Here is a 19,384-nt window from a genome sequence, read left to right as displayed (position 1 = left end):
CACGCGGCGGAGGCTTTTGCTGGATTGTTGCCTGCTCTGCACGGCTTTCTGGCGTGGCTGGGGCAGGCGGGCATCGCATCCATCCTCGGTGTGATCGTCGGGGGCCCTGGTCGATCCATTTGTGAATCATGTGATGCTGCCTCTCATCACTCGCTGGAGGGGCAAGATAAGATCGTTGCCTCGCCACAGAGCTTGACCCAAAGGCACATAAGCTGTCCCCCTCTGCCCATGACTGACACTCCTCCTGCTACCACCTCGTTTTCACCGCTCCTCCTCCGTGGAGGTGTGCTGGCACTCATCGGCGCAGCTTTTGCCTATCTTGTCTCGGAGAAGGCAAAAATGGGTGTCGTACCAGGTTGCATTGTTGGAGGGGCAATTTTCGGAATCGGAATGTTTGCGCTCATCAAGCTCGCGGGAGCCCAGCGTGAACTTTGGATTACCTTTGGTTTGAAGATGGTAATCGTGACCGCCTACAAGTTGCTCAACGTGGTAATCACAAGTTGGGCAATCAAAGACCTTCATTTGAGTGATGCTCAGGGGCAGGCGGTCTTTGCTGCCTGGGGCACATTCATCATGGTTGCCACGTTGCTATCTGGCTCTCTTGCTGATGCGATTGGAATGCGACGCACTCTGATGATCGGCATGCTGCTTTCCGTCGTGTTCCGGACCGTGATGTTTGCCAGCACCAACGTATGGGTCGCTCTTGTGTTTGGCATGGTGCCAGCAGCCATCGGCGAGGCATTTTGCACGCCAGTGCTCGTGGCGGCCACGCGTAAATTCACCACGCCGGAACAGCGCTCCGTGGCGTTCTCGATCTTCTACGCGATCATGAACGCTGGTTTCCTCGTTGCTTATTTCTTCGCGATTCCGTCTTCTCCGCTCTGCCGCCCGATCAAGCTGGAATGGTGAGTTTTACTGGAGTGCCATTTAGCCAAGAACGGGTGCTCATCTTCGTGAGTATTGCAGTGGAGTTGCTCATGTTGCCTCTGTTGTGGCTGATGCGAGCCGACCATGATATGACCGCTGCAACTAAAAGCAGTGGCCAAGACGGTGGGTTTCTGGCGAAATTTGGCACCACCATCCGGAACACAGCGAGTGAAACCGGTAAACAACTCATGGGATTGGTGCGGCACCCTGGCTTCGCGCGGCTATTGACTTTCCTAGCCATGATCGGCCTTCTCAAGATCGTTTTTGGAACGATGGACAGCGTGCTTCCCACTTTCGCGGAACGCGAAATTGGAGTGGAAGGCCGTGATCGAGTGGGGCGCTTCAATGCGGTCAACAGTGTGCTCATTCTAGTGCTAGCACCTCTGATCGGTGTGCTCACGCGGAAGCATTCAGCCTATTCGATGGTTATTTTCGGCGGATTTGTCACGGCGGTCTCATTTATATTCATGGCGCTCCCGGGCAGTTTGTTCACCGGGTTGGCCGACGGTTGGCTTGGTGACGCGGTGGGGCATGGTTACCTAGGTCTTCAGGGGCAAATTCATCCTTACATCGTGATGATTGTTCTCTGGCAGGTGGTGTTCTCAATCGGGGAGGCACTCTATTCGCCGCGTGTGTATGAGTATGCGGCCTCCATAGCGCCCAAAGGCCAGGAGGCCTCATTCGCATCATTGTCCTACATTCCGCTGCTGATGAGCAAGCTGGCTACGGGTGCACTTTTTGCCGGAATCATGGAGCGATACTGCCCGGCTACAGGCCCACGAGATCCCGGCCGAATGTGGATGATCGTCGGTGGCCTTGTCCTACTGGCTCCGCTGCTGCTTCTGGTTCTCCGCCCCTTCATTCGCATGAAGGAAGAAGGAAAGGACTAGCTGAAGTCGGGGCAGTGCCCCACCTACATGGTGTCGCTCGCTTTAGTGTGGGGCAATGACCCGTGAAAGGCTTCCTACCAGCACTACTGGAATGCATCACTTGAGGACCATCACTTCACTGGCACGCCGCTCACATCGAGATCGGGCTTCGTGTTCCATCTTGGCGTCCAGCCGGGTTTTTCGACCTTGGTGCGGAAGATGACGGTGTTATCGAGGGCGATGTCGTCGCTCCAGATGAACTTGGCACCTTCGAAGTCGTTCTCGAAGTAGGGCTGTTTGGGATCGACTTCTTCGACGGTGTATTCCTTGGCGTTTTTCCAGGTGCTGTCGTCGAAGTCCACGGTCCACCAATTGGCAGGAAGAGGCTCTTGGATGACTTTTGGGTTCGCGGTGTCGGCGTTGATGGGGCCGTGGAAGAAGTTTTTGGCCTTCCAGGTGGCGTTGGTGACGGTGCCGTCGGCGAATTTGATGCACAGGCCGGCGTCGCCGATGCTGGTGCCGTATTCCATGCCGGTCCGTGGGTCGGCGTTGTCCTTCGCGAGCACGGCGATGATCATGGGATACTCCGGGAGGAAATCGACGCTCACGACGTTGTGCGGCGTGAACTGGATGCTGTCCACGGCGACGAGGCGGCCATTCACATAGAGCATGAACCAGTTATCGGCATAGACGTTGAGTTTCATCGTGTCGGCAATGCTGGGCTTCACGAGGCCGGGCGGGCCTCCTTTGCTCTTGGCAGGTATTTGGGCCATTCCTGGCCCGTCATTGCTCTCTCGGGGCAGGAATGCCCCGGTTACTTGACCGCTGGAGTGAACGACGCGTAGCGAAGAACTCGCCAGCACCTTGCCCTGCATCGCGGCGATGAGTTCTTCGCGTCCGGGTGAGCCTGCGACCTTCAACGGCTCCGAAAGGGCATACATCGTGATCACATAGGTCTTTGCGCCTGGGCCTTTCGAGTGCGGCGGTTCGTAGCCGACTTCGCCTTTGAAGCCGGTGCCGAGTTTGCCGATGCGCTGCGAATCCTTTGGCAGGCTCGCGGCACTCGCGGGGATGTCATAGACGGTCCAATACCACTTCTTGTCACCATCAGGCGTCACATGATCCATGATCAAGGCGAAGCTCTGTGTGCCAGAGGGTGCCCCGATCCACTCGAGAGGTGGGCTGATGCCGTCTCCGTCTCCAGTGAACTCAATGGGCAGATTCTTGAGGTCTTCCACCACGGGGCTATTGAGCATGAACTTGCCATCGCTGCTGCGAGGCTGATCCGGCAGTGCGACGAACGTTTCCTGCATGCCTCCACGACCTCCACCTTCACCGCGCTTCATCTCTTCGCGTGCAGGAGGTTCATTGTCACGGGGTCGGGGGTCGTCACCGGCAGGAGCTTTCCCTGCGAGCTCATCGAGCTCTGGGGTGTCGAGTTTGCCATCACGATTGTGGTCAAATGTGTTGAACTGCTCTTTGGCCTTCATCATCGCATCGGCGATTGGGGTGCCCTTCTTTGCAGCGTTGGCCTTCGCATTGTCGGCGAACTCCTGCGCCGTGACGATGCCATCGCCATTCACATCGAGGATGCCTTCCACCTCGGCCTGCGGACGCGGCGGGCGGCCACCTTCCTCGCCGGGACGCGGCGGAGGTTCGTCACCGCGACGCATCTCGCCTTCGCGACCACCTTTGCCCTGTCCCTTGCCTTTTCCTTTGCCCTTCATGCCTTCGGGGCCACCACCACCGGGCGGCCGACCACCGCCGCCGCCTTGACGACGTGCGGTATAGACTTCATCCGCCGTGCCGTCGCGACCATTGTCGAAGTGGAAGGGATAGGTGCCATCCGCCTTGATCGAGTAGCTGACGCTGCGTTTGTCGCCATTCACGTCGTAGCTGAGCTTGTAGCTGTCCTTGCTGGTGCTTTCAAAGGCGGTGATCTTGGCACCGCGAAGCGCCGTGAGGGCCTCGCGCACGCCTTGAGCACGCGGCTGCGGATCGACCTGCTCGCCCGCCTCCACGACCTCGCCATGAAAGCCGCCGATGACATACGGATACTTGTTCGACGCATGATAATGATAGCCGCTGGGCGATTCGTGGCCGTGGCACTCGTCGAGGTTCGCCACGGGCGAGCCATCCGGCTCCGTGAGGCCATAGATCGGATAACCATCCAGCGCATAAGCCACCGGCATGCCCTTCCCGGCCTGCGCCTGGAGATGCAGCGGCGCGATGTGGTAGTGGTAATCATCCGCACGTCCGCAATGCCCGCCCCACTCGTCCAGCTCGCCGATTTCGTAGCTGATCTCGCCGCGATTGTTCTGCGGGTTGAAGATCGGGATCCCATTCACAGCCAAAGCGATCGCACCGCGCAGGAAACGGCCTTTGATCATGGCGGGTTCCTTCGCCGGCACGGGCTTCAGCGGGATGCGCCAGGCATTTTCGCCGAAATACGGCTGTGGCAGCGGCACCTGCTGCTGCCACGCGGTGATACCGACCATCATATTGTGATCCGGCAGGCCATTCGAGCCAACATAGAGAAACTCGCCGTCCGCACGGAGATCGAGCTTCGTGAAGGGCAGAAAAGCCTTCGCGGTCTGCGGTGCATTCGCCGCGTTCGCGGCTGCCGCAGCGGCGAGTTGCAGCGTCGAGGCCGTGGAGGCGAGAAGAGGAGCGCGGAGACTCCTCTCCGCTTCATTCATCTTCGCGGCTTCGCCGCCAGTTCCAGAAGAGGCGGGCAGGAGTGCCCGCGCTCCCTTCTCCATCCATTCCTCCAAGATGTGCGCCCGCAGTGCCTCCCGGTCATTCGTGGTCAAATCGTGGGCCGCGAGGCTCGTCGCCAGCAGAAGAAGCATTGAAATCGTTTTCATGGTAACCGATGAAACCTCCGCCACGTCAAAACGGCTTCAGCGATTCTCGGGAGATTTGTCAGGATTGCGTCAAGGCAGCCGCAGGCAGGCATTCGCGCCCACTTCTGCAAAGCGCTGCCAGTGCGACGCGTCTTAATCAACTGCATGCACCTCACCCGCCGCCATTTTCTCCAAACCGCCAGCCTCGCGCTCGCGTCGGCTCACACACACGTTTTCGCCGCCGAAGACCCGCTCATCGAGTCCATCGAGAAAGTCGTGCTGAAGACACCCACACTGCCCAAGGGCACCTGGTTCCATCCGCGAGCCTGCATGGTCGGCAAGAAGGCCTTCATGACCACGCAGCCCATCATGGGCTCTGATCACTTCGGGCATGTGCACTGGACAACCTCCGATGACCTCGGCCAAACTTGGACCGACTTCACACCCGCGCCGCCGCTGGGTTGGGAAAAGCTGCCCGATGGCTTGAATGAGGCCGTTTGCGACATCACGCCCGAGTTTCATCCGCAGACCGGCAGCGTGCTCGCGCTCGGTCACAATGTCTTCTACCGCGACCGAGGCTTCTTCCGCGACCAACCGCCGCGCTGGCCGATCTACGCCGTGTGGAAAGACGGCGCGTGGGGTCCGCGGCGCAAGCTCGTGTGGGACGACCCGCGTGCCACCGAGATCTACTCGAACAACTGCGGCCAGCGCCACGTGCTGCCGGATGGCGATGTTCTCATGAGCTTCACCTTCGGCGTCAAAGGCAAGCCACGCTCCGTGTGCGGCGTGCGCTGCTCTTTTGATGGCAACGAGCTGCTCATCAAGAAAACCGGCAACGCGCTCACCAACAGCGTCGGCCGTGGACTGCTCGAGCCCTCGCTCACGCGGTTCGACGGCCGCTTTTACCTCACCATCCGCGCCGAGGATCGCAAAGGCTACGTCGCCGTGAGCGATGACGGCCTGCACTACGAACCGCAGCAGCCGTGGACCTGGGACGATGGCACGCCGCTCATGACGAACAGCACGCAGCAGCACTGGCTCACGCATTCCGACGGCCTCTTCCTCGTCTATACGCGACGCGATCCCACCAACGAAAAGGTCATCCGCTGGCGTGCGCCGCTCTGGGTGGCGCAGGTGGACCCGAAAACGCTCCGCCTCATCCGCGCCACCGAGCGCGTCGTGCTCCCGCTCATCGGCGATGGCGTGAACGCCGCCGATCTCGTCGCCTTCAACGGCAACTTCGGCGTCTGCAACGCCAGCCCCGGCGAATCCTGGATCACCGACGGCTCCTGGTGCCCCAAAACCAACACAGGCGAACTCAACCTCGCCCGCGTGAAGTGGCGGAAGCCGAATGGGTTGGTGGGGACGTGAGCGCACTCAATTCTTCGGCCTGCCCTTCGCTACATCGAAGCCGCTCATCATGCGGGGATCAGGTGCAGGCTTGAACTCGCTCAAATCCACATCGCCATGCATCAGAACACTACCCGCCAGTCAGGCCCAGATCGCAATAGGTGCCTCCGCTGTGCCCACCAGCGTCGCCGCGACACTCTAACGATACTCTCCCGGCATGATCGTCAGCGCATTCCCCACCTTCAACGCCGCCACGCCTTCACCGATGGCTTTGAAGCCACCTGCACCGACGGTGAGTTCAGCGGCGTGCATCTTCGTGAGCGGCGCGAGGAAGAGAGCGGCGCGAGGAAGAGAGCGGTGAGGAACGTTAAGGTGGGCGTCATCATACGAGCGGGATCAAAGATCATCGTCATCGGGTATCTGACGGTCGGCGCGGCGGTGGAGGTCGTGCATTGATTCACACTCGGAGAGTAGTTCACGATAGAACGCGGACAGCGTCGGCTGATTGGCGTGATCTTTGATGAGCTTTTCAACGCTCGGCATAATCGGTCGTTTAGTGTCTTCCTCGCTCTCTTGACGATTTCTGCGCCATCGAAGTCCGCTTGTGGAGCCGACTTTGTGGCTGATGCCAGACATCAAATGCTTCGTTGCCTTCTCTTTGTGTTCAGGAAGGGCTTGGTCGAGATGCGTCAGCAAGCGTTCCAACAGGGACGGGTGGCCAAGCACGAAGGTTGGTGAGTTACCGATAGCGGCATCGAGGAAGAGCCAGAGGTCGTGCAACGACTTGATCTCTGGCAGCCAAGAGCTGATTAGATCGGCATATTTTCCGCCCGAGTCCTCCAACATCCATCGAGCGAGTTGACGGAGCTTCCAATGGTGACCGCCGTATTCGAAAATGCGGCGATTGTCACCGGATTCGGCCTTTGTGCGCACGAGTTGGATCATTTCATCCCTCAGTTCGCAAAACCTGAGTTCAAAGGATGGATGCTTGGCAAAACAAGCCAGTGAGACATTATCTCCGTAGCTGGGCAGCGCGTCATAAGTGGACCTGTCCATGGGGTCTTGGCGTGCAAGACCGCGACTGAACTCGATTCGCTGCCGGTAGAACTCGAATACCTCACAGGGATGAGTTTGGATGAGATGATTTAAGTGATACCGCTCCATCGCTCCATGAATCCTGGGCACCTTAACGAGTCTGGCCAGAGCAATTGTGACAAGTGAACCGGGAAGCTGGGTATCGCCTTTCCTCTCGGCACGGTCCAGAGCAGCCAGCAGCGGCTCCGTGATGTCATCCGTCGTAGGATTCGCCAGCACACTTTCCAGAAGATCTTTGGCAAAGGAGTCCGCCGCATCCGGCATGAGGGATGCCTGACTCAGCGCGGTGCGGACAATTTGTTGCGAGGCTGTGCGCACGAGTTCGAGCAATATTTGCCGACCATCGTCGGGTAGGCGAGATTGTCTACGCCACCAGAATAGCACTCGTGATGCTTCTTCCTGAAGCGTAGGTTTCGAGGAGTGAATGGCAGCTCTTACGAGATCAAGGCGCAAAGGCTTATCGGTCGGACTGAGGCCATCCACGAGATCCCCAAAGGCGTGCTGAGTCTCGTGCTGTGTAGAGGCAATGATTTCATTTGCTAGGGCCTCCGCGAGAGCCGGAGCGTGTTTTGCGAGCGGAAGAAGAACAGTGCTCAGAGTGGGACTGAACCCCAGGACCGCGGCCCGCTGGATGAAATCTGCGAGGAAATCGTGGAGACACCGGGCGTCCACATGACGTTGGGCCAGTTCGATTGCCACACGGGCGCAAACTTGGCCCCATAGCTCGCGGCTTTGCTCCCACGAGTGCTCTTCCCGGTTCAGGATCGCATCGCGTTTGAGGTTAGGAGTGATCTCGGAATCACCTGATGAGCAGGTGGCTCTCACGAGACGAAGCTCGAAAGTGTCGGTAAGCAGATCAAACAACTGCCAGACCTCAGACCGCAGCAGGTAGCCGGGCTCGTAGCAGATGTGCCACCACAGCTCATGCCAAATGGCCCAGTGCATTGATCCAGACTGATAACGCTGGGCAATGGAGGCAATTCGCCCCAGAGCATCACGACGCTGAGGCAGCCAATTCTGCTGGAGTTTGCGATTCTCCTTCAGCCCAGGCTCGTCAACCATTCGGACACCCTCACCGAGAATACTGAGTGCATTCATGGCGACTCCCTCGTCACCTAGCTCTGCCAATCTCGAGGCAAGCGTGAACACGCGGTCTCGAAGATTTAGCACCTTGGCCGCATCAACCGGGATTTGCTCAATGGTGAACACTCCAGAGTCGGAGTCATACTGATTGACTTCGATGCTGTGTTTGAGAAAAGATGCTAACAGTGCTTTAAACCACCAGACAGGTGTCTTAAGGCGCTCAATGACCTCCGGCTTGGTGAATTGCATTTCGATCCATGCGAGCGCTCGGTCGTTGACGATAAGCGACTTCCGAAACTCCAGCCCCGAGACTTCGGTGATGGCATTGAGCGGGTGGTATTGGTTACTGTGCATCCAGCGTTTCGGCTGATCGCAGCCGATGGCCCAGAGCAGGTCAAAACACTCGTGCATGTGATCTGGGTGATGAAGGGCGACGTCCTTCAATAGCGGGGTGACCGCATCGATGACGTCATCGTGAGCATCGTGCGTGGGACCAAAGAAACCGTCTTCACTCGGCGCGTCGCTGCGAGTGAGGTTGAGTGCCAACTGTGCGATTCGGAGAGTCTGCTCCGGCAGATACACGCCGAAGCGTGACCAGTGACCAAGCAACTCACGGCGACGATGAAAACTAGCACTGCGGAACTGGTCAATCCATGAGGCCAGTAGCGGTTCGACCACCGACTGCTGCTGTCCTTCTGACTCGCATCGCGCGCGCCACTCCGCTTCCGCCAGATTTGGCAAACAGCGGATCATGGCTTCGTTTTGAAGCTGTTCGGGCACGCTAGCGAGGTAGTCCGCCGCATATCCTTGATCGCGATGCGATGGATCGAAGGTTCGGCGATACAGCAAGTGATCAGCGAGAAGATCAGGTGTCACGCGATAGCCCTCTCGATTCTCCGTGAGCAATCCGGTGAGCTTCAGTCCTTCCATCCAGGAGCGAACTTCGGAGGGTTTCACGTCGTTCCCGATGTCCTGAACCAAGAGGTTAAACCAGGGGCCATCGCGCGGAATGGGGCCAGCCAACGAGAGATGGTCGAGCATCCTGTCGATACGTTCGCGGGCAGTGATGAGCCTGAGGCGGGCAATGTTCTCATCAATCAACCGCACAAAAACTTCCCGCTCGAAGTCTTTGTTCGAGGCTAGGTGTGTTTCCGTGAGTCGCCTCTGGCGGATCAACTCACAAGCGACGACGACGATTAGCAGGCAGCCATGAGCCTGTGTCACTACTTCTGGTGCCAGTGCGCGAAACTGGTCTCCAAGCAGTGACTCGGCGATGCTCGTGATCTGCTTTTGAGTCAATCGCTTCAGTGTGGGCATCTCCTCAATAAGTGGGGCACCCACGTTCGCTGCTGTGGCAGCTCCTTGAATGAGGGTCCTGCCTTGCGGACGCGTGACGAGTATCACCTTTGTCGTCTTCGAACGGAGCGCGAGACGAAGCAGTGGCTCCAACTCCCGCCGGTGGGCGTCGTCCACGATGACGACCGGAGTGGATTCAAGGGCCTGAAGATCAAGCTCAGTAAGCTGCACACCGATGTCATCGAAGAATCGAATGGTCCACTTCGCTCGGTGTGCGGGCGAGAGCGACTGGCTGAACGCCTTGAGAAGCCTACTTTTCCCGCTGCCGCCCGGTCCCGGCAAGATGAGCAGTTGTTTACCCACATCCGCCAGGAATGCGTGTATCTGCTTCAGTTCCTCCTGCCTACCTTCTACCTTGGCTCTGTGGTGGAAGAGGCACTCCTGGTCCATCTGTCGCGCGAAAAAGGCACCGCAGGCCTGGAGTGGGCCACTGCCAGTGATTCCCAAAATTTCCTCCGCCCAATGCGCCCCAAAGTAGGTGTTTATCAGTCGAGCTGCCTCATCGCGATTCGTCAGCACCCGCACACGAGCGGTGATCTCGCCCCGGCTCCAAAGCTGCCAGCCTGAGTGTGACCGGCCCTCGTTCACGGTCTTGCTGCTCAGGTCGCAGGTCACCAGTAGAAAGTGGAAGTCTGCGGGGAACTTCTTCTTTGCTAAGGCAATGGCAGCCTTCGTCTGCGAGGCCGACCATTTGACGCGGTGTTTGCACTGGAAGCCCCACGTTTCTTCACGAGTGCTGCCATCGGATTGCTGCACTTGCACCTCGGCTCGGATGTCGATGCCGTTCTGTGCATCACCAGAGGTTTCGTATCGCCAGGCATTCGTGATCCTGCCTGTCAGTTCGGCCCCATCCCGGCTGATTTTGATGACCGGATGCAAATTAAGATAATCAGCAAAAAAGCCTTCGAAGTCCCCATAACCGAAACTGGGGTCCTGGAAGGGGATAAGCTGATTCTTTTTCGAAATAGGCTTCGATTGCTTCATGTGGCTGTAAGTTGACACCTAAAGGCATTAATCGCAGCGCTTCCAGCAGAGTGAGCAGGAGCGGCAGGGTTTGTATCCTGCTACTTACTTCTTCAAAACGATCCGTGCCGTGTGGATGTCCCCGTAAACCTCACCAGTCGAACTTTTGATCTGTGCCCAGATGGCGAGGACGGTGCCATCGGGCAGTTCGGTGAGGGTGGGGTAGCAGATCGACCAGCCGGGTGTCTTGGTGGGGCGGTCGGCCAGCAGGATGGGTTCGCTCCATGTGAGGCCTTCATCTCGTGACAGGCGCAGGTGCAGGGGGAAGCGCAGGGGCACGGGGCCGGGGTTGTGCGTGACGATGAGCGTGCCGGAGCGTGTGCAGAGCAGATGAGAGGCGCTGGAGGTGGCGGTGAGGCCGGTCTTCTCCGCGTCGCTCCACGTCTCGCCTTTGTCGCGGCTGATTGAGCGCCAGAGCTGGCCGTCTTTGGTGCGCAAAAGCATGTGAACGGCTCCCGATGGCATCTCGGCGATAGTGGGCTCGCCGCCTTGACCTTCGGGATTTGCGACCTGGCCAAAGCGTTTCCAGGTGGTGCCACCATCGCTCGATTTCATCACGCCGCCGGCCTTGGTGCCGCGCAGATGCAGCGGAACGAGCAACTCGCCGGTGGTGAGCTGGATGCCGTTCGATCGCGTGGTGTGATTCGGTTGATTCAGCTTATGCGGCTCTGACCAGCTCACGCCCGAGTCATGACTGCGGCGCACATAGATGTCGAGCTGCGGATCGAACGACGAGAAGAACAAAAACGTCTCCTTGCCCGCCACCAGCAACACCGGATCGAAGTCAGGCCGGCCCTCAGAGTCCTGCAACACGCTCGCCGCGCCCCAGGTGCGGCCTTGATCCGATGAAAACGCCTGCATGATCCGCTGCGACGCGGCCCCCTCGCTCGGTGCGGAGAACCAAACCGACATCACCCGCCCATCCGGCAGCACCGCGACACTCGGCCCGAGATTGTAGCCCGAAGTGTTGTCCGCTGCCTTGGCATCGGTGTGCGTGTGTTTGAAGACGATGCTGCGGTCGGTGACGCTGACCGGGTCGGCATGGAGCGCTGCGAATGGAACCAGAAGCAGCGCGAAGATGAACGAGGGCGTGAAGGTCATGAGCATGAATAACAAACGCATACGCGAGAGCTTGGCCGACATCTTGCCGCGCCAGATGTTCTCAAAGCGTTCAAAGCCGAATCCACAGGCAGTAGAATGGAGGCAGTAGAATCTTTGGGATCTGGGTTTTCTGTTTCTGAAATTCTACTGCCGTCATTCTATGGCCTACTTCTGGACCTACGAACCGTGCGCCATGCCATCACTGGCTTTGCTGATCGGATCATGACCGGCGGCTTTTTGTCGGGATTCTGTGAAGAGGGATGCAGACATTCCTGTCTGCGTGAGCTTCCTGGCGGTCTTGCAGACAAGAATGTCTGCATCACACTTTTCGCCTCACGGATTCCACATCACCCGATAAAACGCTCTTTGACCATTCACACGCGCAGGGAGGTTGTCGGTGTAGGTGGCGTTGGTGTTCGTGTTGGTGAAGGTGAGGGTCTCGATGGTGGTCCAGGTGATCAAATCGGTGCTCCATTGGATTTGGTAGGGTTTGTTGGGGATGGCGTTCCAGCGGAGGCCGACTTGGCCGGGGGCGACGTTGGCGACTTCGATGGGGGGGCTGACCTTTGGCGCGAGGACGAAGCTGTGGGAGATGCTGCGGTTGATGCGAGTGGGCGTTTCGTCGTTGAAGACGCTGCTGGCATCGGGCGGCATGGGGTCGGTGGCGGTGCGGTAGCTGCGGACGTAGTCGGCGACGGCTTGATCGGGGCCGACGGTGACGCGGATGTGGCCGCTGTTCGGCAGGAGGTAGCTGGTGCTGTTGGCTCCGAGATTGACGTATTGACCGTCCACGGCGCTGCCGAGGCTGGTGTAGTTCGGCGTGCCGGGCTGCGGGCATTCGAGATAGACGACGCCGTCGCGGGTCTGGTAACCGTAGAGGTGGTCGTGGCCGTGGAAGACGACGTTCACCTTGTTCATCACGAGCAAATCGTGGATGGGCATGTCCCAGCCGGGGCGCTTGGTGGCAAAGCCGGGGCTGCCGTCGATGTTCTTGCCGCCCCACTCGTATTTGTCGCTCACTTCGATGCCGCCACGTGCGGCGAACTGCGGCGTGGGCACGTTGTTGATGATGGCCTGCGTGCTGCCGCCGACGATGTGGTGCATGAAGACGAACTTGTATCTCGCGCTGCTGTTTTTCAGCGTGTCACGCAGCCAGTCATACTGCGCTTTTCCGAGGCTCCAGTTCCACGCGTCGTTGGAGGAGTTGGGGTTCGTGTTGGTGTTCCAGAAGGGATCGAGCATGATGAAGAGGGCCTCGCCCCACTCGAAGGCGTAGTAGTCTTCCAACAAGCCGAGGGTGCCGCCGGTGTAGTCCTTCGGGGTTGGATTGCCGGTGTAGAAGGTGTCAGGCGTCGGCGCGGGGTAGAAGGCTTTGCGGGCCTTCAGGTCCCAGGCGGGGATGTTGTTCTGCTTGTCAGCGGCGGCGGTGAAGAGGTAACCGTATTCCGCCTCGTGATTGCCGAGGCCGAAGAAGAACGGGATGCTGTGGCAGGCACGCTCAAAGGCATTGCGGAAGATGATGGCGCGGTTGTTGATGCTCGTCTGATTGATCGTGACGCCGCCGCCCCACTTCGGCGGCACGCCGAGCAGGCCGTCGGCGAGCTTGTCGGTCATGAAGATGTCGCCCACGTCGAGATGGATGTCGGGCTGGTCGAGGCTGATGTTCTGCATCGCACGCCAGAAGAGTTGCATGTCGGTGTTCACGTCGATATGCGGGTCGGCGGTGACGGTGAAGCTGAAGGTCGTGCCGCGAGGCCGAGCGGTGTGGAAGCTGCGCTCGCCGCGGGCGCTGTAGAAGGGAGCGCCGACATTGCGATGGCGCACACGGTAGTAATACTCAGTGTCGGGCTGCAAACCGGTGATCGGGATGCGGATCGGGTTTTTGAACTCTGGCTTGGCGTTGTCGATGTTGAACGTCGCGGGCGTGGTGCTCGCTGTGTATTGGCCGGGAGCGGTGCCGTATTCGACAAAGACCTGCTGATTGACCGATGCGATGAGGTTCAAGGTCACGCCGTCTGACTTCGGCAGCGTGAGGAACTCCGCGCCGACGATGGTGGCATCGGTGAGCAGGTTGTTCACCGTGTAGAGGTAGTTGCCGCTGCCGGGGCTGGTGGAGCTGGCGTTCGTGTTGTCGGTGGCGACGACTTTGAAGTTGATGGTCGTGCCGCCGTTCTGCGCGGGGATCGCCGCGCCCCAGACGCCGTCATTGGCCGCGCCATCGCCGTGTAGGCCGTCGTCAAACATCGCCAGCGTGATGGTCGGAGGCGGTGCGGTGGTGGCGATGACGATGTCGTCAATGCTGATGCGCGGTGTGCGAGTCGGAGCCGTGGCGGCATAGCCGGTGGCCTGGAAGCGGATCTTCGTCTGCGTGCCGAGTTCTGCACCCGCGAGGTCATAATGGAAGAGCTGGTAACCGTGGTTCACCGTCGTGGCGAAAGCGGTGCCGATGGGGGCGGCGCTCGTGTTCGCATAGGCGGCGGTGTTCAGCACGAAGGTCGTGCCGTTCGTGATGCTGCTCACGGTCGCGTTGCCAGCGAAGTAGTTCGCAGCGGCGTTGGCGGCAGCATTGGTCGCGGTGGCGTTCACCAAAGTGGCCGTCGTGCCGGTGACGAGGGTGAAGGACGTGTTCGCCGTGATGGGGCCGACGCGCGTGTTGTTCGGGATGCCCGTGGCGGTGATGAACATGCCTTCGACGAGGCCCGTGGTGTTCGTGCAGGTCGCGGTGGAACTGCCGCTCGTGATGCCGATGGTCACATTCACCGGCGCGGCGAGCACGCTGCGGCTTGTCGTGAGCCCGGCGGTGCTGGTGCAGGTCACCGTCGTGCTGCCAGCGACCGCACCGGCCGCATTGATGACCACATTGCTCAGCGAGACCGTTTCAGCGTTCCAATCCTCGCTCAGTCGCGTGTTCCAGGTCGCACCGTTGTCGGAGGAGACTTGCATCGTCCAGCCGCAATTGTTCGTGGCAAAGAGATCGCGTGTCTGCACATAGAACTCGATGAAGCCGCTCGCGCCGGTGGTGTTGATCGCGTTCGTTGTGGTGAACATCGACGCCAGCGGCGCGCTACCTCCGCCCATTCAGGATCATCTCATTCACCTTCTGCCGTAGGGCCTCCATGTCGGGGTCGGCAAAGGCATTGTCCAGCAGCGCCTTTGTTCTGGCCTTCTGTGCTTGAACCATGCGCACAGATGACTGCTGCTATTCCGACTTGCCATCGAGTTCCCAAACTCTCACATAATCCACGAGCATCTCAGTTGGGAATTCGCCAGCACCAACCTCCCCATCCAAAACCAGTTTGTTGTCTTTCCACTTGAAATAGGGTGCGCGCAGTCCAAGCGAAAGCGCAACAGACATGGGTCGATGCCAGAATTTATTGGGCTTCCGTCCCACTTCCACGCCATCGACATACCAAATGATCATGTCTTTTTCGACCCGACATCCGTAGGTGTGAAAATCCGTCCTCGGGTCGAACGCCGTGCGGTATTCGTTTGCTTGAGCCTCGCGGAAACGTTCATCGTTTGGCCGATGCCACTCGCGTCCCGGCACCCCCGGCTTTCCGTTTGATAAGATGGCGTGGAGGTTATGGTCGGTGATTCGTTCATTCCCTTCCTTCTGCGATTGCCTCTGCGTCATTTCAACGATGTCAATTTCACTGTATCGCGCCTCTCCAGCCGGAGTGATTGTGTCGTCGATCGTGCTGTAAAGCCAGAAGGCGGGGCTTGCTCCTGGAAACATCGGAGCCCCCTTGATTCGGGCCTCGTAGTAGCCATTGGTTCCCTTCGCATACGACTTCAGCATCCCAGAGGTGTAGGCTCTGCCCTCCCTGTCCTTCTCGTTCTTTCCTTTCATCGCCGGGGAGTCGTTGCGGAGTGTGATCTTCAGCAGCCCATCTTGGGCCGTGACGTTTCGCTCATTGTCCCATCTCCAGCCACTGAACTGCTCGGGGCTCTTCTGCCATTTCCGCCAATCGACCTCTCTGGCATTGAAGTCATCTGAGCGATTCCACCGGATCACCCAGTTCTCGCCCGCTGCTGCCGTGAGGGGCCTGACATTTTGCGAGGTTTGTCCCGATAGTTGGGACATAACAGCGCTACTAATGAGGAAGAAGACGCTTAGCGGTAAGGTGATGGATGGAAGTTTCATTTTTTTGCCAGAACGGTGTTTATCCAAAATAAATGGTGGGCGCAGTTGATTCGCCCACCGTTTGCTTGGATGCCAGTCAAACCAAACGAAGGTCAGACAGGACAAACGGAGTAACGAAGCATGACAAGCCAAGTCAAGCCTTGAGGAGAATGGCAGTCACATTACCTCCGCCCATTCAGGATCATCTCATTGAGCTTCTGGCGCATCGCTTCCATGTCAGGATCGGCGAAAGCAGTGTCCAGCGTGCCCATGTTTGAAGTGTGGCACGGCGGAGTTTCAACCTCCGGAGCGAAGCGAACGAGGGACATTGCCCGCCGCTCGCACCACTGTCTTATGCTTCTTCATTTTTCCGCTGAACTTTGAGTATGCTGCGAACCTGAACCAAAATACCCGGTGTCTGCAAGCCCATCTCATAAAAGGCCAGCGCTTGATTAGCAGCCTTTATCTCTAGTGGAAGGTCTCTACCTCGGTCGGCCACGAACTCCAGCAGTGCCGCCGGATCACCTCCGAGACCCAGCATAAGGAATTGATTGGAAAGGTCGTTCGCAATAGCTTCGACTGACTGCTTTTGGGCATGTCCCATAATGGTCAAGAAAAGCATGTTGTCAGCCATCGTGCCGTCGTCGAATTCCGACAATCCCGAGGCAAACTCAGCGTAATCGAATCGAGTTTTCGCACTATCGGTAATTGTGTCCCAAACAATGTCTTCCGGCTTCTTCATGATTGTGTGTGCTTGTTTATGTAGAATTTCGCATCCTAACGGCTCGGATCAGGGGGCGGCGAACGAGGGACGATGCCCGCCGTTGCCACCACTGTCTTGTTAACCCTTGGTGTAGGTAACTCGGCCATCTGGAGCAATGGAGAAAAACTTCTGCTTCTGGAGCGTGGCTATGACCTTCTCAACCTCGGAAGAGTCGATGCCGCCACCAAACTGAAACATCGCCTCAATGGACCGAATGACTCCGTCCTTCTTCTTCGGGCTTAGCTTCTTCAATCGGTCTGCCACATACGACGACCTCTCGGTATGATTCATGCGGGGGGCTACCTCGTGATCGGTCACAACCTTCGCAGAGGGGGCATATCCTCCGACCTGAAGCTGTTGCAGCGCGTCATATTCTTGCGTCGTCATCTCAACGATCACGCTGCCTGTGGTGGTTGTTCCAATCTTCTTCATTTCTTGGGTTAACGTCAAAGGTGTGGCACGGCGGAGATTGGGCTGCCAGAGCGAAGCGAAAGAGAGGCGTTACCCGCCGTTGCCACTACCGTCTTGTTCGCTTCTTCGATTATTCCGGTGATGGCCTCATCGTAGATCGAATTCTGGTTCAGCCATGTGGGATGTGCTGTCGCAAAAATATGTGTCTGTGTGGGTTCGTAAAATGCTGACGCTTGGTGATCGCCAAAGGTCTTCCACTGGATCTCAAAATCCAGAAAGTGATCGCCTGGATCCCAGTTCATGAGAAAAACGATGTGCGGACGGAATACATCGAGAATGCCTTGAAAGGAATCCAAATGCTTCTCTGACGAATCCTTGACCTTGCGCCATGTGTCCCATGGAACGCCGTTATCCCGCGGACAAACCTCAAAGCGTTCGATTGTGTTCACGTTCGCCCAGAAGAAGCTTCTTAAAGGGGTTGTCTCCTGCCGCTTCTTCAAAAGCTTCCAGTCGTTCACGCCGTGCATCGCGGCAAGAATCTTCATCGTCGTATCCCAGAATGTCTTGCCGAAATTATTCGTCCAGCCTGTGAACACCAATCCATCGAGTCCTTCACGATGCCGCTGTAACGCTGCCTGTGAGTCAACCTTAACGGAATCAATAAACTCCGTCATATTTCCCCATCCCCGAGTGTCGCGCCCGATGACCCCAATTCGCAGCGGTGCCGCCTCGTAAAGTGGCCCCCAATATGGCAAATGGGGTTCTGGAATACCGGAGGCATCCAAACCCTCAATATCATTCACGAAGCTCTCAATCGCAGGCTGGTAACGAGCAGCGAAGCGCTCTGCAACTGTGGAATCACTCATGGGCTGTGGCGTGAATTGATCTTCTTGCCGCTGATGTCGTATGTATCGATGTAGCTACCCTTCTTGAACAAAACAGTCCGCCCTGATACGCTTCGGAATTCACCAACGGCTGGCACGTGTAGGTCTTTGAGCTTCTTGCCGCTCTCGTCGTATATTGAGAAATAACTTCCCTTCTCGCAAACGATGATCTCGGAGCTGAATCCGCGAAGTTCGCCGACAGCCGGAGCATGCAAGTCTTTGATCTTCTTGCTGCCATCGTAAACGTTGTAGTAGCTGCCTTTGAGTTGGATGTCTGATATTGCCATTTGTTTCGTCGTTGGTTGGTCTTTGTTTTCTTAGCGGGCATTGTTTAGCCAAAATAAATGGTGGGTGAATCGGATTCGCCCACTGTTTGCTTGTATGCCGGTCGAACCAAACTGAGGTCAGATAGGACAAGCGGAGTCTATGAGCATGACAAGCCAAGTCAAGACTTGTGTAGAATCCCAGTTATATTACCTCCGCCCATTGAGAATCATCTCATTCAACTTCAGACGCAGGGCCTCAATGTCGGGATCGGCGGAGCCGCTGCCCAGCGTGCTCACGCTATTCGTGTTCGCGCTCGTGCCGCTGATGGCGTTGTTAAATGACGGTTCATTTGGGAAGAATGTTGAGCGTGGAAAGTATGGACTCGGTCATCTTGCGGGCGGTAATGCCGGAAGGGTTCTCGCCGCCGGTGATGCGGGTGGCAAAAAGATAAAGACCTGACGGTGTGGACACGCTACCGATGAACCAACCAAGCGTCGGGACGTTCTTCTTCGCGTCGAAGGCACTTCCAGTCTTGCCTCGGAAAACCGTCTGCCCAGCTTGCGCGAGCGTCATGATGTCGAGCACTGTATCCACACTCTTGGCGGCAAAGGGTAACTTGCGGGCGTGAAGGCGGCGCAGAAAATCCACCTGCTCGTCAGGCGAAATCGTCAGAGAACTCTGAAGCCAGAATTGGGTCACGCCGCCCTTCAGGTCATTGTTGCCGTAGCCGACTTTTGGAATGATCTGATGGTATCGCTCCAAGCCGATGCGCGTCGCCAAAGCCTGATAATACCAAACGCAGGACGAGGAAAAAGCGCTCCGCAAAGTCTGGTTTTGATTCCAGGACGCGATGGAGCGGCGAGTGCCATCCCAAGGCAGGGTGAAATCAGCGCCGCTGGCCACGCCGGTCTCCAAAGCAATCAGGGAGTTGAGAACCTTGAAGGTCGAGCACGGGGATGAGCGGATGAGGCATTGTTCTGGTTGATAACGTAGCCAACGCTGCTGCGCCTCGTCATAGAGCGTGAATGCGCCGGAATAGGAACCAAACTCTGCCGTGAGGTCGCGCTCCACGGAAGTCTCTGCTGCGAATGCATGACTCCCCAGCCACACACAAATATATAGAAGGTAAGTCGGTTTCACGCGAGTTTTGTGAATTCACCTAACGTTGTTTGGCTCCAGGAAAATGTGGTGAACCATCCCCGACCTCAGCTTCTTGAATGCCCATGCGACCAAGCGATGGCCGGACGTGCGGCGCGAGTCTCCGAGGATACCATGGAAAGTCAAGA

13 protein-coding genes are annotated in these 19,384 nt (G+C 57.8%); 3 read left to right on the top strand and 10 right to left on the bottom strand.

Annotated features, from left to right (window positions below; translation table 11 throughout):
* Positions 1–228 precede the first annotated feature (228 nt).
* Together IPK32_17015 and IPK32_17010 are read left to right on the top strand one after the other, a co-directional pair.
* A complete protein-coding gene (locus tag IPK32_17015) occupies positions 229–909 on the top strand; it encodes an MFS transporter (protein MBK8093624.1) in 681 nt (226 codons plus the stop codon).
* Complete coding sequence (locus IPK32_17010) at positions 903–1,817, top strand: hypothetical protein (protein ID MBK8093623.1); 915 nt, start codon at positions 903–905, stop codon at positions 1,815–1,817. The genes IPK32_17015 and IPK32_17010 overlap by 7 nt, the downstream gene beginning before the upstream one ends.
* Positions 1,818–1,927: 110 nt before the next feature.
* Here IPK32_17010 and IPK32_17005 read toward each other — a convergent pair whose 3' ends face one another.
* Positions 1,928–4,663, bottom strand: a complete 2,736-nt coding sequence (locus tag IPK32_17005) for a YHYH protein (protein ID MBK8093622.1) — start codon at positions 4,661–4,663, stop codon at positions 1,928–1,930.
* 144 nt (positions 4,664–4,807) lie between these two features.
* Here IPK32_17005 and IPK32_17000 point away from each other — a divergent pair, with 144 nt between their 5' ends.
* Entirely contained in the window at positions 4,808–6,013 is a 1,206-nt protein-coding gene (locus tag IPK32_17000; GenBank protein ID MBK8093621.1) for an exo-alpha-sialidase, read from the top strand.
* A 375-nt stretch (positions 6,014–6,388) separates the two neighbouring features.
* On the opposite strand, the gene IPK32_16995 is transcribed toward IPK32_17000, so the two are convergent.
* From IPK32_16995 to IPK32_16955, 9 genes are all read right to left on the bottom strand, one after another.
* On the bottom strand, positions 6,389–10,510 hold the full coding sequence (locus IPK32_16995) for an ATP-binding protein (protein MBK8093620.1): 4,122 nt from the start codon (positions 10,508–10,510) through the stop codon (positions 6,389–6,391).
* 84 nt (positions 10,511–10,594) lie between these two features.
* Positions 10,595–11,650: an exo-alpha-sialidase gene (locus IPK32_16990; GenBank protein ID MBK8093619.1), complete on the bottom strand. Its 1,056-nt coding sequence runs from the start codon at positions 11,648–11,650 to the stop codon at positions 10,595–10,597.
* 333 nt (positions 11,651–11,983) lie between these two features.
* The gene (locus tag IPK32_16985) at positions 11,984–14,698 is read right to left on the bottom strand and encodes a metallophosphoesterase (protein ID MBK8093618.1); all 2,715 of its coding nucleotides are present in this window, start codon (positions 14,696–14,698) and stop codon (positions 11,984–11,986) included.
* Between the two features lie 151 nt (positions 14,699–14,849).
* A complete protein-coding gene (locus tag IPK32_16980) occupies positions 14,850–15,734 on the bottom strand; it encodes a family 16 glycosylhydrolase (protein MBK8093617.1) in 885 nt (294 codons plus the stop codon).
* A gap of 391 nt (positions 15,735–16,125) precedes the next feature.
* Positions 16,126–16,515, bottom strand: coding sequence for a hypothetical protein (locus IPK32_16975; GenBank protein MBK8093616.1), 390 nt, complete (start codon positions 16,513–16,515; stop codon positions 16,126–16,128).
* 99 nt (positions 16,516–16,614) lie between these two features.
* Positions 16,615–16,968 (bottom strand): hypothetical protein, encoded by a 354-nt coding sequence (locus IPK32_16970; GenBank protein MBK8093615.1) that lies wholly within the window; start codon positions 16,966–16,968, stop codon positions 16,615–16,617.
* A 14-nt stretch (positions 16,969–16,982) separates the two neighbouring features.
* Positions 16,983–17,813 carry a hypothetical protein gene (locus IPK32_16965; protein ID MBK8093614.1) on the bottom strand — a complete coding sequence of 277 codons (831 nt, stop codon included), beginning with the start codon at positions 17,811–17,813 and terminating at the stop codon, positions 16,983–16,985.
* Positions 17,810–18,118, bottom strand: coding sequence for a hypothetical protein (locus IPK32_16960; protein MBK8093613.1), 309 nt, complete (start codon positions 18,116–18,118; stop codon positions 17,810–17,812). Before IPK32_16960 ends, IPK32_16965 begins: the two co-directional genes overlap by 4 nt.
* 325 nt (positions 18,119–18,443) lie before the next feature.
* Entirely contained in the window at positions 18,444–19,238 is a 795-nt protein-coding gene (locus IPK32_16955; GenBank protein ID MBK8093612.1) for a class D beta-lactamase, read from the bottom strand.
* Between the last annotated feature and the right edge of the window lie 146 nt (positions 19,239–19,384).

The sequence above is a fragment of the Verrucomicrobiaceae bacterium genome, from assembly GCA_016713035.1.
In the GTDB taxonomy this organism is placed as follows: domain Bacteria; phylum Verrucomicrobiota; class Verrucomicrobiia; order Verrucomicrobiales; family Verrucomicrobiaceae; genus Prosthecobacter.
The sequence above is the reverse complement of the archived record's forward strand: the minus strand, read 5'-3'. Positions and strand labels throughout refer to the sequence as shown.

Excerpts from the sequence above, each read along its gene's own strand:
- IPK32_16960 (MBK8093613.1), bottom strand. The coding sequence starts at position 18,118 with ATGGCAATATCAGACATCCAACTCAAAGGCAGCTACTACAACGTTTAC.
- IPK32_16980 (MBK8093617.1), bottom strand. The coding sequence starts at position 15,734 with ATGTCCCAACTATCGGGACAAACCTCGCAAAATGTCAGGCCCCTCACG.
- IPK32_16990 (MBK8093619.1), bottom strand. The coding sequence starts at position 11,650 with ATGACCTTCACGCCCTCGTTCATCTTCGCGCTGCTTCTGGTTCCATTC.
- IPK32_16985 (MBK8093618.1), bottom strand. The coding sequence starts at position 14,698 with ATGTTCACCACAACGAACGCGATCAACACCACCGGCGCGAGCGGCTTC.
- IPK32_16995 (MBK8093620.1), bottom strand. The coding sequence starts at position 10,510 with ATGAAGCAATCGAAGCCTATTTCGAAAAAGAATCAGCTTATCCCCTTC.
- IPK32_17000 (MBK8093621.1), top strand. The coding sequence starts at position 4,808 with ATGCACCTCACCCGCCGCCATTTTCTCCAAACCGCCAGCCTCGCGCTC.
- IPK32_17005 (MBK8093622.1), bottom strand. The coding sequence starts at position 4,663 with ATGAAAACGATTTCAATGCTTCTTCTGCTGGCGACGAGCCTCGCGGCC.
- IPK32_16975 (MBK8093616.1), bottom strand. The coding sequence starts at position 16,515 with ATGAAGAAGCCGGAAGACATTGTTTGGGACACAATTACCGATAGTGCG.
- IPK32_17015 (MBK8093624.1), top strand. The coding sequence starts at position 229 with ATGACTGACACTCCTCCTGCTACCACCTCGTTTTCACCGCTCCTCCTC.
- IPK32_16970 (MBK8093615.1), bottom strand. The coding sequence starts at position 16,968 with ATGAAGAAGATTGGAACAACCACCACAGGCAGCGTGATCGTTGAGATG.
- IPK32_16965 (MBK8093614.1), bottom strand. The coding sequence starts at position 17,813 with ATGAGTGATTCCACAGTTGCAGAGCGCTTCGCTGCTCGTTACCAGCCT.
- IPK32_17010 (MBK8093623.1), top strand. The coding sequence starts at position 903 with ATGGTGAGTTTTACTGGAGTGCCATTTAGCCAAGAACGGGTGCTCATC.